Genomic DNA, 15,867 nt, shown 5'->3' with positions numbered 1-15,867 from the left:
ATACCGAAAAGGAAGCACGCCAGACGAGATAGGTCGCCGCGCCCAACCGGTGCAAGAGGCCACATGCGCTAACCTACTACGTCCCGAGAAACCTCTAAAGGACGGGCTTGTCGCGCCCTTGGTTAGCGAGAATTCATGAACTTTACGAAAGTGACAGTCCGAAATTTCGGCCCGTTCTCAGATGGCGAGTATTGCTTCTCCCCGGGCGAGGTCAATTGGGTAACGGGTAGAAACGCATCTGGGAAAACCCAGCTCGCCGGTGCAATGCTTGCCGCCATTGTGGGAAGGCCCGCTCTTTCCGTGAAACAGGACGGATTCGGCCCATCTGAAGTGGAGCTCGTGATGGAGGAGGGCAGTCAAGTGGAGGTTGCAGAACTCTCGGTCACCAGGGACGCGGATGACAGAGTGACTGTCTCCAAGACTACTGGTCCGCTGATCTTGGAAGCTCTATCTGCGATGTCCGACCCAGAAGGACAGAAGCTCATCGTTAGACTTGGGCAGTGGGACCCCTATGGCTTACGAATCGAAGACGTCGAAGGGGCAATTCCGCGTCAAATCGTGGACGGCTTAGTATGGATGCGCATCCGAGCAAGCGGTGTGTTCCACAATCGGGGAGGCTCGACTGGAGAAGTTGCCGTGATGGAGTTGAGCCGGCAGGTAGCAGCCCGTCGGCGTGCGCGGGTAAAGCTCCCGATGCTGGTTGACGATTGGGATCGTTGGCCGCAGGATTTGAACTCAGTGATGATAAAACTGCTTCAAGCGTGCGCGCAGGATTCGCAAGTAATCGTCTTTGCGGCGGATGCAGGACGTGCCGGACAGCAACTGATATCCCTGGACGGACGAACTAACGTAGCGTCTGATGCGTTGGCCCAGTATGACTACAGGTATGAGTCCCGTCGTCCCAATCTCAAGCCGCAAAAGAGGGCTGCTTGGGTGCTGGGCAGTACCTTCTCGCGTCAAGAAAACCGTACGTGTGAATTTAAGGAGGTCAAGGGAAGCAACCCTCTGGGCTCTATTAAGGGTGTGGTCGACCAATACGCCGTCGCGTTTTTGAACGCGGGAGACATCCAGGAGGGCGCGATATTCTGGGGGATTCGAGATGAGGACCGCGAAGTTGTCGGTGTGCGGCTCACAGTCCGCGAGTGCGACGAACTGCGGCGAGTCGTTACTGAGCGCCTGTTTCAGATTGTCCCTCCGATTGCACCGACCGCGTATCGCATTGAAATTCATCCGATTAACGACGGTCGCTTCAAAGTCATCGAAGATCTCTACATCGTCGAGGTTCGCGTACCCGCGATGCGACGAACTTTGCTATTTGCTACCGGCGGGCAAGAGGTCTATGTGAAAACCGACGCGGGAAAGAAGAAGCTGTCGACCCTAGAGCTTCAGCAGGAGCTTGTTCGCCGGCTTGGCATCTCCCCTGAGATCTGACGTTTCCTCGGCCCGCGCGAGCGAAACGTCGGAGCCAGCAGACTTTTGGAGACCTGCGGTCATCCCTTCGACACCGGTGTTGCCTCCGTCAGAAAGTGTTCGACGCGCTGCCCCGCTTTCATTGCCCGTGATAAGCCAGGCCGGCATCGGTCCTGTTCCGCCCCACGTGTGGCCATCCGCATTTGTGTATTTGGCTCCTGGCGATTGGATGATTCGAAGGCTGGGAGAGACGGCAGAGGCGGCACTCACCCGTCGCGCTGCCTTGCCGTATCAAGACGGCTGCGCCTTAAAGGTGGACGCCGAAGGTCACTGGGAGGCTAGTGCTGTTGAGAATGGCTAGCGATGCCGGATCGTTGCGGCCGCCTCGGGGGGGGCGTGCCAGCACATAGGTGTCGGAGGGAAGAATTCGTGCGTGCCAAGGTATGCACGTTCATACGCGAGGGCGTGTGTGGCGGAATTCAGACTGCGAGTGTGAGACGAGCCGCAATTGCTGCTATCCAACCATTAGGCCCAGATCTGTGCCTTCGAGACGGGGTATTGGATTGCTCGTTGGCGGATCGGTTCGAGGGGGGGGGGCAACGCGAGTCTTGCGTTGCCCCTTTCGAACTGCGCTGCTGCTTAAGAACTAAGCGGCAGCAGCGGATGCTTCTCCCTGAGCAGCCTCTGCCGCCTGCGCTTCTCGGGCTGCGCGCTCGTCGCGCACCAGGGGACATTCTTTGCAGTGCACATCGTTGTCGGCATTTGCTGGTTTTTCCACGTGGCTGCTGCCTACCAATGCTTTCCAAACAAACTCCGTACCGTCATGCGCTTTTACCTTCGCGCCACCGAAGATAAGCACTGGCAAGACTGCTCTAGGAATACTGTGCTCAAACATGATGGTGGAGGCAACGTCATCCGTGCCGAGAGGCCTCTTCTTGGCAATTTGCACTCCTATGCTCTTGCAGATATCCCTCATTGACGAGGAATTTGCGGGATCGACATAGTCGTTCAGATCCTTGCGTTGGAATGCCAAGCCCTTGGTCTTACCGGTCGGATTGACATGCAGAAGGTTGTTCTCAGGGCACGATGATTGGACGCTGTTTGGTGAACAAGCACCTGTCGCCTCAAGAACATTGATCTTCTTCGTGAGGGCTTCCTGTGCGGTAGTGGTGAGGTATGCGAATCGCAGGTGAAGTTTATTTCCGTGGCCGATGACGCTGGCCTTCTTGTTGCACGGTTTGTATAGGCATTCAAGTCGACGCTCGGACTCCCCGCCGCTCCAAGCTGCATCAGCGAACAAGCGCACCTCTGCGTTCGCTGTCTGGAGTTGCAGTTTGGTGGCTTCGATAAGCTTCGGACCTTCAATGCGTGCCGAAAGGATGTTGACGAGACCGTGGTCACCGCTGTGTGGGTCCGCGCCAATAAAGAAGACGCTGTGGTCGACCGGTGGTAGACCATCAAACCAATCCGCCATTTCAGCGACCGTGGCCACTTTCAGCTGAGACAGGATCGCTGCTGCAACGCGGTGCCCTCGCTCTGGGTCGACAAGACGGAATTGATTGCACCAGTCGTCAATTTTTTGCCACTTGAAGCTGCCTCGTTGGCTGCATTTCTCGGCATTCAACCGCCAGGACAGGCCTTCTGACTCAATCCAAGATTTCACTGCAAGGTGCAGTCTGTCTTTCGACAGTCTCTTTACCTTGAGATACTCGTCTTCGAGCCACGCCCCACAAAGATTCGCCGCTGCAACGACAATGGCTGCCGGATGGTCCTTCACCAAACTTTCAATGGCTGCGTTGTTTGTCTCTTTGTCGTGGGGCTTCGCGCCCAAGTGACGCATTAGTACACGTGTGCGCCAAGTGCCGGCGGTTCGATCCTCCAGCATTGACTCGATACCGACGGCTTGGGTAGGGCTTACTGCAACAATGAGAGAAACCACGGTCTTTGCCTAGAGCGGGTTACGGAACAAGCCTTAACTGGCTTGGACTGCTGCCAGGTCCAGCAGGACTCCGAAAGGAACTTCGAGTTTCTGGATTTGCTCGTAGCTCATTTTGTCCACGGCGGCATGGAGCAATTCACGTGCACGACGCTCCCTGAGCTCCTTCGCAGATAGCGAGGGCTCGTTCGAGATTGCTGTCGCAGGCGGTACGCCTGTCGCGTTTGCTTGAGCCTGCCCTCTGTCTCTCTCGAGTTGCACTTTCAACTGAGCAATCCGGTCTTCACTGACCTGGAACGCGATGAGGCGTTCATGGAAGAGTTTCAGCACGGAGTCTTGCCGGAACTTGCCCCACTCCTTGTCCAGGGGTGGCCGCGATGTTCTCAGTGCCTTCAGCCAGAGTGGGTATGATTGCTCATCAAAATTTTCGACGACGGCGGCTAGATCCGCGGTGTCGCGATGCTCGCTTCCGAGTTTGGCTACGAAGCGCTCGCACATTTCGCGGTGTTCTTCGAACTGAACCGGACGAATCTCTACGCATTCCGCAGGCTGCTGAGCGGTCACGAGCACAGTGCCAATCTCGCCTATGCTGGTGTCAAAGACGAGTTTTCTGGACGGCGACAGTGCAACGAAGGACTTCCAGAGCATCCCGTCGCCGTTCTTGACGACGGCTAGGGAGTCAGATCTTTGTTGCCTGAGCTCATAGACGATATCGGTGCCTTGCCGCTCGTCGTTGGTGAAAATGAGATCCGATAGATACAACTCCACAAAGTCCTTCAGGCGAGGTGTCTTTGTGGTCGGAAGGTAATTTTTGTATATGGTGCCGGCGGGAAGTACCTGAGCGACGATTGGAGCGAGTTTGGCTCCTACGACTTTCGCGGCGCCGAGTTCCTGGAGCTTTGAGGCGATGTCCCTTTGAAGGTCTTCCTTGTTGAGTTCGACCGGAGTTTGCGCGACTAGCGGATACTGTTGTGTTTGCACTCTATCCCCAGAAAAAACCAAAGCCCACTAATCGTGGGCCTGTTTGCTGGATAGTCAGACCTCACAAGCCAGCCACTTGCAGAGGACAGGGTCTTTAGCGCATCCACCCCACTGACGAAGTCGCCACCCCGCCCGAAGGTGAAAGATGACCGCGCGGACTTTTGAAGCTGCATGATCAATTTGATATGCGCTTCCCTTACAAAGCCTCGTCATAGCGCAAAGTATAGCACAGAACACACTCGCGCATCTCCTCCCTCGGAGGGGAGAGACGGGGGGGCGCCACCGTATGAGGGGGCTGATCAGGTATCCCGCGCCGAAAGGGACGAACTGTGATTTTAACTCACGAGCTCCAGTGCAGTTTGAAGCTGTTCTGAAGTAGACACGAGTGCGGTGCTCTAAACGCTTGGTCAATTCAGAAGGGTCCGGCACCCGAAGGACACTCTTGTGGCCGGTAACGTTCCATATGGGGCTTCGCTTCCAGGCAGCATCCCCGGACTCTTAGGTTTTTTGCCGGCGAGCATCCCCTGCGTTCTTCAAGCTGGCGGCCTTGGCGGGAATCTCATAGACCTGCTCGAGCATGTGCTCAACGATGTCTATTGCGAGCGCCAACTCGTCGCGCGGCGGCCGAGCCAGCGCATGAACAGCTTCGTTTCCAAGAAACCGATGGGAGTGAAGAAAGCCAGCACTGCTTGCGGTAACAACCCCTTGTTCGTGCAAACCGTAAATCTTACCCTCAAGGTTTCGGGAGCGCTTCGGGGCGCCATTGGGCTGGGGGACTGGGCCCTCATTAACGCCGCGGTCCAAGCACAGGCCCTCCACTAGCGCGCGCAAGCCTGCAGCACACAAGATGAGCGAGCCGTTGTTGAAGCACTGTACGACCTCGTCATAGAGAAGACCGAGCGTTGTCGGAACATGGTCGAATTCCTTTGCCGTCCTGTCGTCGCGCTTGGGATAGTAGTAATCCCTTCCGTGGTTGGGCTCCCAAGGGTTGGCGTCTTCTGAAAAGTAGTGATGATGGCGAAAGGTGACGGCCTTGCACCCGCCGCACTGCAGGATTTGGTAATCCTCCTGCCAGTCGATACTCCAATCGTCTTCGCCCTGGGACCCGGCTCGCGAAACGAAGGGGCGACAATTTTATGCTCAGTGTCTCGGCTGCATTGAATGCATAGTACATCCAGCGTTTGGCCTACATTCTGCTGAACTGAGAATTCCTTGATGGTTCTTTCGCTCATGGTGTAACGTTCGACCCTTAGGCGCACAACCTTGGGAATTTGGTACAGCTACTGTACAACAACGCCGGCCACCGTCTTGGCTATCCACATGATCTACGCAGCGACCTCGGTATCTGTGGCATCTTCGGCCAAGTGCTCCGCCATGCGGGTAAAGATTCGATGGACGTCAGACGCCCCTGTCCAGAAGCCATGGTCCCCAACAACATAGAGCCGGCGCTTCGCACGAGTCACAGCGACGTTGACCAGATTTGGCTTCGCCCCGGCAAACGATGAAATTACGCCCGGACTCGACGGATTCCCGCCAAGAAGAAGCACTACATTCTCGGCTTCTTTCCCTTGGAAAGTATGGACGGTGCCCGACATGCCCTTGCTCTTCTCGCCGTATCGAAGATAGAGCTGGCGTCGGATCTTCTCAGCGACTGTCCGGAACGGCGTGATGACGTAGACCTTGAACTGCCCGTTGGTCATCAGATCTCCCGCGCAGATTTCCTCAACCAGTTCCATGGTCCGCTTTGCTTGGGCTTCCACCCAATGTCCATCGGAGTGTTTGGCAGGAACATGCACCCAACAACTGGGTCCGATGCCGTGCGAACCAGAATCCTCACCTGCGCCGTAGACCATCTTATTGTCGTACGCAATGCTGTTGGCGATGCGGAACATTGGGTCGAGGCACCGCCGGTGGACCAGTAGAGGAGACCCGAGCCAAATCCGCTCATCCGAGTCGACATCTCCAAGATACATTCCAAACCGGTTGGCGCGATCGGCCAGCGTCTGTGCAGAGGTTAGTGGGGGTGCCCATTGAGGTTCCGCAGAACAGCGGAGCAACAAGGGCGTCATCAGTTCCTTTGGCACGCCAACGACAGGCTCCAATTGAAGCGGATCGCCAACGATGACTGAGCGTTTGCTGCGCCAGATTGCTCCCGCCGCCTGCTGAGGGGCCGCTTGTCCAGCTTCGTCAATCATCAGCCAAGCGAGTTGCTCACTACCTATTCCGCGAAAAAGTCGGGGGAAAGAAGCAAAAGTTGTGGAGACGACTGGTACCACCAGAAAAAACGCGTCCCACAAGTGAATTGGTCCCTTCGTGATTTGCGCGACGTTGAGGTTGCCCTGTAGCAGGTTTACAAACGCGCTGAGCGAGCGGGAAAGCGGATTCCAGGCAGCTACAATGAAAGCCTGATGCAGCTTCATTGCCGCGACAAAAACTTCCCGTCGTGCTCGGAAGAGCGAAGGGAAGTCGTAGGGCACAGCGCAGTGCAATCCCTCGCGCCCCAGCGCCGCCAGGTCCCAAAACGGCAGCTTGTCAGGCGGCACCTGGGAGGCGGCTAGGATTTTCTGAGCGGCTTCCAGTTCGGCTTCGGCTCGCGCCATCTGCTTTTGGTCGGCAGCAATGTTCGCGCGGGTGGCGTCGACTAAACGTTGTGCCGTCGCAGCCTCGCTCCGCAATCTCCGCACAATGCTGGCTGCCTTATCGCGTCCCTCCATTAGGCTCGCGAGCATTCCATCAGCTAGATCGGCGTCTACCGCCGAACCAGCGTTGTCGGTAAGAGGCAGCCCGGCGAGGCAGGCCTTGGTCCTGCAGTTTGCACTACGCTCGCTCGCGGCCACCAACGCCCGCTTCTGCCCGTCAAGTTTTCGAGCCAGGACCTCTTCGTTGGCAACATTCTCGACTGCGCGAGTCTCTTTCGTGCGGGCCTTGCGTAGCTGCCCTTCGAGGTCAACCGCATAAGCATTCCACTGGCGACTGTACTGAGTGCGAAAAAGCTCAGATAGGAATCCGGGCTTGCTGCGGTGATGGAATTCAATGTCCTCCTGGGCGCTGCGCACTGCGGCGACCGCGCGCTCGAGTTCGCTGCGGGCTTGCTCGACACCCGTTGGAGCGACCTTCTCACTAAGAGCCTCATATGCTTTTTGTTGACTTCTCAGGTGAGCATCCGCGTCGGACCAGTTCGTGCAAAGCGATACCCATTGTTCTGCGCGCTCGTAAGCCACGTGGGCTGCTTCAAGTCGAGTCTTTGCATGATGCGCAGCCTCAATTTGCCCATCGAGCGTATCCCGATTTTCCGCGAGCGCTGCGTGAGCCTCAGACAAATCACGCTGGGCAGCCGCGCACGTTCGCATCGCATCGGCGGTATGGGACGCCATGGCAGTCAACGCATCCACTTTACGGCGGGCTTCTCGATATTGCCTGCGAGCTTCTTCCCATGAGAGCGCACCATGATCTCCGGACTTGACGAGATCCTGCAGTGATCTTAAGCGAAGGGGATCCAGTTCGGCGGCTGGCTGCCCCTCTTTCGGCTTCTTCTGCAGGCCTGAGAGCCAGAATCGGCTGGCAAACTGGTTACGATTGGACTTGTTGCCTAGCACCGCGGTGATGAGCCCCCAACGCTGGCGTGTGGTGGGCCGTCTCTTTGCCTTGGGTGGTGCAGCCGCTGAATCGGCCAACTTGGAGAAGTAGTCGATGTCGACGTCGTCTGCGATTGCAGCCAGGCCGGGAAGTTCTTTCGTGATGTTCTCTACGGCGCCATTGTTGGCTGACGAAACGACAATCCCAAAGCCACGAAGACGGGCGTCAAGTTCGTAGACAGGATATTGATAGTCTTCAATCTCCAGACGCCGCTTGAACGCTGATGCCGGTGTATCGAAATCCACCATGACATCTGCACGATTGACTACGACGGCGGCAACGATGTCCTTGAGCATGGTCGTCTTGCCGGTGCCAGGAGGACCGTTGACCGAAAATAAACCGCCATCAAGGGCAAGGTCCTGCATCACGGTATTCACGGCGAACTGCTGCGCCGTCACGAGTGGGTGCTTGGAGGGCCAGCATCCCGGTGGCAACCTCGAAGGGTAAACGCCATAGATTAATTTACTGACGTCAGATTCAAGATCGATGCGCCCTGTAGAGTCCTGGCCCCTGAGATACGCTTTCAGCCCGGTGCCAATGTCCCGGCTCGCGATCGCATCGCCCAATTCCTCAAGATCTTCGGCATAGAAACTGTTCAGAGGGTCGTCTTGCGAAGCTACGGAGTCCGCATCGCCCGACTCCTTTGCGGGTGCCCAGTGCGCCTGGACGCGCCACTTTTCTTGCTGCTCAGGCAGCCAGCCAGATAACGCGAAGACTAGTGCAGTGATAGCACGAACATCCTCCGATGTAATCGGGCGCACAGGGGCCGGGGCACGGCGCGTATCATCGAGGGGTGGGGTTGTGCTGCCGATTGAGCCTTTCGCTGGCGCGGGGGTTCCGGGATTCTCGACGGAGGTCTCGTTCTGTCCAAGCCCGCCTTCCGGCTTCTTCGCGAAGAGTCGGCGCGCGACCATGAGGTCTTGGACTTTTTCGCGAATCTTCTCTTCCAACCCGTCGGATCCAAAGAACCCTCTGAAGTTCAGGGGAGTGTCCGTTCCCGATACGCTGGAAATTTGAGCCATTGCCCACGGTACTGTGCTGACAAACAATTGTCCGCTTGCTAGCCCCTTCCCATCGACGTTAATTACCACACATGCAGCTGGCGAAGGCGGCCGCATTTCCGCTTGATCGATGGAGTCCGCGCCAAGATATTGACGCGCGGTTTCAATGAAGTAAGGCCCGTCAATAATGCCAGCATACAGCTGGAACCTTCTATTTGCCCCGATTTGGCGGTCAAGAATAGCTTGCTTCTTCGGGTCGCTCCATGGCAGTTCGTCTTCGGATGCGTCACTCTCGAATTCCCAGACCGATTCATCTAGTTTTACGGCTGGTGGGGACTGTGGAGCAAGATACTCGAGTGCCTGCCAAAAATTGACCGCCGCTTCTGCCTCCTTCCAATTGTTGCGAACCTTACTCTTGTGCTCTACCGTTATTAAGTTCTTCGCCATCATGATCCACTGCCCCTAACGTTTAACTGTCGGCGTCTGTTTTGTTTGGCGAACATATTATATAACTTTGCGATTCTGGAATTGACTATTGACGTAGGGATGCATCAGCGGACCTTAATTTAAGGCGTGCATTTTAATCCGTAGTCACGTCTCGCAGCGCTCAAATTGCGGGACAATATGGTCTACATATCCTACCGTAACCTCGTGACCCCATGGCGCCTCGAAAACTGATTGTTTGGTGTGTCGGAATCATCGTCTTGCTTGCTGTGGGGGTACTACTTTCCTGGGGAGGCAGGGCACTTGGTGTTCCCACCAGCACCGACCTGGGTGGACCCCAGACGGTTACATATGGAAGCGGCCCGTTTAGTTACGAGGAGGAAGTGGACTCGGTTCAGACGTTCTATGGATTGTCGACCACTGCGTTATCTTTCATAGATGTGCATTAAGCCGGACGAGCAGTCTATGCCCGCAGATGGCGCGCCGACTTTGGTAGAAAAGGTTGGTTCACGTTCCTCGCGTGGGCGATAGCACTGGCAAGTCTGCTTGCCCTATCCGTCCTTTCGGCGTTCGTCTTCCGGCGTTTCCAAGGTGGACTTGCAAATTACATCCGTATGGTCATGGAACTGTGCACGATGGCAGGCATGGGTTGTATTTTCGCTGGTGGAGCCGACGAGTCCGCAGGCTCAACGAGGAACCGGATGACGAGTGCTGATGGATGACACCTTCGGCCACCCGACGCAGTTGCGTGTTACAGAACAAAACGAGAGGTATTTCAATGGCATGGACGTTCTATCTTGATGAAAGTGGACATAGCGGAGACGCGGTGAAAGCCGGGGATCGTTTCGACTTCAAAGATCAGCCGTTCTTTGTGCTCGCCGCTGTCGGTCTGCGAGATGAGAAGGCATTGTCGGAAAAGCTCTCCGAACTACGCCAAAAGTATCGGCTACCAAGTGGGGAACTGAAGGCGAAGTCCCTCGTGAGCAAGCCGTCCTTTGTCGGCGACCTTGTCACTTGGCTGTGCAAGCAGGAACTTCCGATATTTGTGGAGCTCGTTGACAAGAAATACTTCATCGCTATTCACATCGTGAACACTCAGGTCCTGCCGCCTTCAGCAGGTGTAGCGGAGTCCCCTGGTGTCATGTACTTTCGCAATCAGATTGCGGATTTCATCTATGCGTACGCACCAGATGAAGTTTTCGAGGGATATGTGAATGCATGCTTGGCTCCAAGCGCCGATATCGTGCGTCAGTCCCTGCAAAGCCAGATTGATTTCGCGACTTCAGTCATGTCAACCACGGCGCTGCCGATGGTTTCTGAGGCACTTCGAAGGATGTGCATTGAATCGCTCGACGACCTTGAGCAAATGCTGACGGAAGATGCTTTGGCGTTCCAGAGGTTCTTGCCAAGCCCTGACAGGAACAAGCGCGATAAGCTAGTTTGGATGCTTCCCAACCTGACGTCGTTCACAAGTATCTATGCACGTATCAACAAGTACATGAAGGGGGAAATCGCTAACGTTCGCTTGGTCCATGATGTTCAGTTGGAGTACGAGAACATCCTGCGTGACGCCAAAGGTTTGACCGAAGAGCTCGCCCGCTCAGGTGAGCTTCCCGAGTTTCCGAACGCCAACTACAAATTCTCAGAGGCGAGCAGTCTGGAGTTTGCGGTTTCACATGAGTCTGTAGGCATCCAGGTAGCCGATCTCGTTGCGGGAACTGTCATGCGCTTCTGTCGGGCCCGGAAACTTGGCGACGAGGCGCAGATGAATGACCATGTCCGAACGCTAGGCGTACTCCTGTGGACGACCGATGCCGAGACAGGGCAGGGGGTGAACCAAGTCGTGCCCGCCGCTGAAGTGATGGAGGTTACGAGGATCTGTTGAGTATTGTAGGCGCCGGACCGCATACTAGTTCAGGGAGCCAAGTGGCACCGGTAATTTGCACCGATGGGAGAGTGCCTAGAGTTGAATGCTCCATCCACCAATCTGGTGGCTCTAGCAGCCTAGTGAGGTGTCCGGCACCGCTCGTGGGCCCCAGTTGACTGAGGACGTCTCGCTGTGGCCGACCATCCTTTTGTTCGCTGTGGTTTTCGGTGTCGGCATGCTAATAATCGGACACCCCTGGCGTGCTCCGATGGCTGGGGATCTTCCTCGATTGGGCGCGTTGGTGCGTGCTCCCATCATGGCGGCGTCAGCCGCTGGCCTGCCATAGTGGCCCTTATCTTTAGCGCCGTCGTTGCAGGAGAGTTCCATGGGCGCGCATACGTCGGGTCGAGCGAAGGAGCGACAGGTCCTAGGCGGAGGAGGGCGCGATACAACCGGAACGCGTTTTAATCCTCAACAAGTGACGCAAAGGATTATTGTTTGAGGCCTCGGTCAGGGCGCCTATATGAGTCAGGGACTCAGCGGGGGCAACTGCCAGAATTTTGATGTCCGAGGTCATCCTCAAATCAAGGTCTCCTCGATTGAGATGCATCCGCGGTCGACGAACCGGTCGCTCTGCAAAGCTTCGTGAAGGCCGATATCCTTTGTGACTCCGTCTCCAGAGACGATCGCCGCTTCCTTGCTCGTCCCTCCCTACTCCGGCGGGATAGTGCCCTTCATAGCCGAAACCCCAAAATGCCCCCTCGCGTCGCCATTGCGTCGCACAAGACAAATCATAATGCGCGGTCCCATGAACGAATTCCACCTCGCCGCGCTGACGACGGCGAGAGGTGCCGTGCTGAGCGGCATCCTCTGCGTGCTGCTCACACCGAATGCCCACGCTCACGGTGGCGGGCTGAATGCGGAGGGGTGCCACAACAACCGAAAAACGGGTGAGTACCACTGTCACCGCGGCGGCGGCACGAGCGGGCCATCCGCGCCATCCGCGCAATTCATGCAAGCGAACCCGCCGCGCGCAAACGCGACGAAGCCAGCCGTACGCCCGTCCGCAGGCCCCACCTGCTACACGGGTCCTCGCGGTGGGACGTACACGATTACCGCGAGCGGCAGGAAGAACTACGGCGGCTGCTAGCGCGTGTCTGCAAACCGGACGCGTCGCGATCCGCATGCGCTGTGAAGAACGTCGATAGCCATTCAACCTTGCTCTAGCGAGGGTGCGTATCGCGCCTACGACATGCTGTTGCTTGCAGAGGGCTCATGAGGTTAAAGTTCGCATGTACGCGCGTGGAATCAATCCTGGCTGTGCTCTTGATATCCGAAAGGATGCCAACAGCCGCCACGATCCACGACGCCAATGAAGCGAAAGGTCACCTTGTGTGGCCTTTTGTTTTTTTACGCTCCTTTTTTTACGCCCCTTTCTTTACGCCCCTTTTTTTACGCCCCTGTCGTCGCGCGATGCGCGATTTCTACTCGGGGGCCTCATCGCTTGTTGCCGAAGGGTACGCCGGTGCGGCTCCCGTGCATCTAGTAGTTCGATCGAATGATGCGTCCGAGGCTACGAGAAACGGGGGGCTGTCCGGACTTAATCCACAGTGACAATAATCGCCACGCGACGATTCTCCGCGCGTCCTGCCGCGGTGCGATTGTCAGCGATGGGCATCGTCTTGCCGAGACCTCTCACCTTGATTTCGCCTTGGGAGAAGCCAGCACTTTCCAGTGTCCTGGCGACGGCGGTCGCCCGACGTATGGAGAGTTGCTGGTTGTATTCGACACTGCCCGTGTCGTCAGTATGGCCGTTCACACGAAGGTCCGAGATTCCCGCTTCGCTGAGAAGACGCCCCAGCCGCAACAGCGGCGCCTGGCGCTCCGGTGTGATCGTGTCCTCATTGACGCCAAAGAGGACCTTGTCCGAGATTCCTAGCTCCCAGCCGTTGTCGGTCAACTTGAAACCCTCGGATTGCAACAGGGCCACCTGAGCAGGTGTCAGCCTGGCGCGCGACTCGGGTGTCGCGCATCCGGTTAGGGCCAATGCGGCCAACCCGGCGGTGGTTAGCAAAAGGGCCCGCCGCAACTGGAATGAGGAGCGATAAGACATGAATGAAGGAGAGGGTGAGATTTTTATCGGGATCTGGGCGTCGCACAAGGCAGCAGCATGGTGCCACACAGCCGCGCCCTCGATCCGGTCGCGTGAAGTGTGAGCCATGGCATAAAGAACCGCAATATCGCTGCGACATCCCCATGCGGCCGAGCGCGGGGCGGCGGTTAAGGATTGGGTGATGTTGCGGGTCGAATTGCATTGAGGCCCTGGGTGGTCAACGCTTCCCGAACAATTTTCAGGCGAGATTCCAGGCTTCGCTTGGTGATGCCCGCACTAGCGGGTAGTCGAGCGATTTGGCTGGTGAGATATCGCTCTTCTGCTCATAGATTTATCTGGTCCTGTCGATTCATGGTTGCAAGCCTTCGGAAGCGCCGGGCGGCGGAGCCGGCGGACGTTGTTTCGCTCCGTTTTCGTGCCTCAAAGCAAGGGAGTCCAGATTGCCAGCTTTCTTCCGCCCTGCACGACCTCGGCCGCGCCATGCTGTTTGCCAACACGCCTCAACTCCCGCTTGAGTTCGCGAAAGCGGCGGAATGTGCCAATCTCGATCGGTCGTTCGCGTCGATGTCCGCCGTGGAGGCGGTAGGCATCAAGGCCGGCGCTGGTGTTCAATGTCTTGAAGCGGTGATGGCTTTCGGAGATGAGATAGGTGGAGTACATCTCGGGAGAGAACCATCTCATCATTTCCATGATGCGGTCATAGCTGAGGCTCAGCCTTGCGATGGCCTCGGACGGGTTGGATGGCGATACTTGAACGATCTCTAAGGCTCGGTGTCGCCGCGGCCGATCTTCCTCCAGGAGAGGGCCAGCCTTCCAGATGGGTTCGAGATGCGCGATGCGATTTCGGAGGCTATTGCAGTAGTCGAGCCTCGCGAACAAACGGTCACGGTGCTTGCGCGAAGCCCAATACGTCTTGCTCTTATACCTGTGCCCTGGAAGAGCCTCGACAAGGATGCTTGGCCAGTCGATGGACGTGCCGGTGTCGTCCTCACTTGAATCCAGGAGGTGAGACCAAAATCCGAAAGTCAGCTTTGATATGACATCGTCAGGCCATGGCATGGGAGTGCGCGCCACGAGTTGCCAACGACCTCCGACGCGGCAGCGCTCATGGGTCAATTTCTTGACCGCTTCCTCGGAAGCTTTGGTCAAGCAGAGGTGCAGGTACCAATCCCGCGAAGTCGGACAGCCGTTCCCGCCGTAGCGGCGGCTGAGTGCGCCATGGAGCTGGTTCCGCATGACCACCTCCGCGAAAGCCAATGCACGCGACACGCACTGCGATATCGATTCATTCCAACAGTACAGGCCGAAGACCTCCCGGTCCGTGAGTGCCGTGAAGAATGATTGGTAGCTACTCAACCTTGCTCGCGAAAGCGCCCGTACCGCGCCTGCGACATGCTGTTGCTTGAGAGTACTCATTGCGTTAGACTTTGCCTGTACGCGCGTGGGCCAAATCTTGGCTGTGCTCTTGGTATTCAGCAGGCACCAACAGTGCAGGCACCAACAGCCGCCAACATCCACGACGCCAATGAAGCGAAAGGCCACCTTGGGTGGCCTTTCGTTTTTTTACGCCCTAACATCTTCGCGGCGATGCGCGATTACTGCTAGGGGCCTCATCGCCTGTTGCCGAAGGGTACGACGGTGCGGCTTCCGTGCATCTAGTCGTTTCATGGAATGTGGGTGACCTGCTCCTCGCGTTTAGTAGCCTGAACGGAGAGGGACGAGCGAGGGTCGTTAATCCACCGTGACGATAATCGCCACACGACGATTCTCCGCGCGCCCTGCGGCGGTGCGATTGTCGGCGATGGGCATCGTCTTCCCGAGACCTCGCACCTTGATTTCGCCTTGGGAGAAGCCAGCACTTTCCAGTGTCCTGGCCACGGCAGTCGCCCGGCGTATGGAAAGCAGCTGGTTGTATTCGACACTGCCCGTGTCGTCAGTGTGGCCGTTCACACGAAGGTCCGAGATTCCCGCTTCGCTGAGAAGACGCCCCAGCCGCAACAGCGGCGCCTGCCGCTCGGGTGTGATCGTGTCCTCGTTGACGCCAAAGAGGACCTTGTCCGAGATTCCCAGCTCCCAACCGTTGTCGGTCAACTTGAAACCCTCGGATTGCAACAGGGCCACCTGAGCAGGTGTCAGCCTACTGCGCGACTCGGGTGTCGCGCATCCGGTTAGCGACAACGCTGCCAACCCGGCGGTTGCTAGCAAAAGGGTACGCCGCAACTGGAATGAAGAGCGATGAGACATGAATGATCAGGAGATGGTGAGTTTGATCGGGATTTAGGCGTCGGACCAGGCGGCAGCACGGCGCCACACAGCTGCGACTTCGATCCGATCGCGAAAGTGTGAGCCATGGCATAAAGAACCGCAATATCGCTATGACATCCCCATAATTTACGAATCGCTGCGTGAACCCTAGAGTCGTGTCATACCAATCGAACGAATGGGAAGACGCCGTGGGCTATACAGCGATAGAGAAAAT

Annotated in this window: 10 protein-coding genes; 3 read left to right on the top strand and 7 right to left on the bottom strand. The window is 56.9% G+C overall.

Annotation, left to right across the window (positions count from 1 at the left end):
- Positions 1-135 precede the first annotated feature (135 nt).
- Positions 136-1,431 carry an RNA-binding domain-containing protein gene (locus KHP16_RS18055; protein ID WP_211960822.1) on the top strand — a complete coding sequence of 432 codons (1,296 nt, stop codon included), beginning with the start codon at positions 136-138 and terminating at the stop codon, positions 1,429-1,431.
- 625 nt (positions 1,432-2,056) lie between these two features.
- Here KHP16_RS18055 and KHP16_RS18050 read toward each other — a convergent pair.
- From KHP16_RS18050 to KHP16_RS18035, 4 genes are all read right to left on the bottom strand, one after another.
- A complete protein-coding gene (locus tag KHP16_RS18050; RefSeq protein WP_211960821.1) occupies positions 2,057-3,349 on the bottom strand; it encodes a phosphoribosyltransferase-like protein in 1,293 nt (430 codons plus the stop codon).
- A 33-nt stretch (positions 3,350-3,382) separates the two neighbouring features.
- Positions 3,383-4,327, bottom strand: coding sequence for a hypothetical protein (locus tag KHP16_RS18045; RefSeq protein ID WP_211960820.1), 945 nt, complete (start codon positions 4,325-4,327; stop codon positions 3,383-3,385).
- A gap of 498 nt (positions 4,328-4,825) precedes the next feature.
- Positions 4,826-5,380: a DUF4145 domain-containing protein gene (locus KHP16_RS28550; RefSeq protein ID WP_280528144.1), complete on the bottom strand. Its 555-nt coding sequence runs from the start codon at positions 5,378-5,380 to the stop codon at positions 4,826-4,828.
- A 272-nt stretch (positions 5,381-5,652) separates the two neighbouring features.
- Positions 5,653-9,414, bottom strand: a complete 3,762-nt coding sequence (locus KHP16_RS18035; protein ID WP_211960818.1) for a DEAD/DEAH box helicase — start codon at positions 9,412-9,414, stop codon at positions 5,653-5,655.
- A gap of 772 nt (positions 9,415-10,186) precedes the next feature.
- Between KHP16_RS18035 and KHP16_RS18030 the strand changes: the two genes are divergently transcribed.
- Positions 10,187-11,293, top strand: coding sequence for a DUF3800 domain-containing protein (locus tag KHP16_RS18030; RefSeq protein ID WP_211960817.1), 1,107 nt, complete (start codon positions 10,187-10,189; stop codon positions 11,291-11,293).
- Between the two features lie 790 nt (positions 11,294-12,083).
- Positions 12,084-12,425, top strand: coding sequence for a YHYH domain-containing protein (locus tag KHP16_RS18025; RefSeq protein ID WP_211960816.1), 342 nt, complete (start codon positions 12,084-12,086; stop codon positions 12,423-12,425).
- A gap of 450 nt (positions 12,426-12,875) precedes the next feature.
- On the opposite strand, the gene KHP16_RS18020 is transcribed toward KHP16_RS18025, so the two are convergent.
- The 3 genes from KHP16_RS18020 to KHP16_RS18010 form a co-directional block, all read right to left on the bottom strand.
- Positions 12,876-13,388 (bottom strand): outer membrane lipoprotein YfiB, encoded by a 513-nt coding sequence (locus KHP16_RS18020; protein WP_211960965.1) that lies wholly within the window; start codon positions 13,386-13,388, stop codon positions 12,876-12,878.
- Positions 13,389-13,808: 420 nt separating this feature from the next.
- A complete protein-coding gene (locus KHP16_RS18015) occupies positions 13,809-14,804 on the bottom strand; it encodes an Abi family protein (RefSeq protein ID WP_211960815.1) in 996 nt (331 codons plus the stop codon).
- A 315-nt stretch (positions 14,805-15,119) separates the two neighbouring features.
- Entirely contained in the window at positions 15,120-15,479 is a 360-nt protein-coding gene (locus KHP16_RS18010; RefSeq protein WP_415831219.1) for an outer membrane lipoprotein YfiB, read from the bottom strand.
- Positions 15,480-15,867: the final 388 nt, after the last annotated feature.

The organism is Cupriavidus plantarum, from assembly GCF_905397285.1.
Classification (GTDB): domain Bacteria; phylum Pseudomonadota; class Gammaproteobacteria; order Burkholderiales; family Burkholderiaceae; genus Cupriavidus; species Cupriavidus plantarum.
This window is presented reverse-complemented; position numbering and strand designations above follow the sequence as displayed.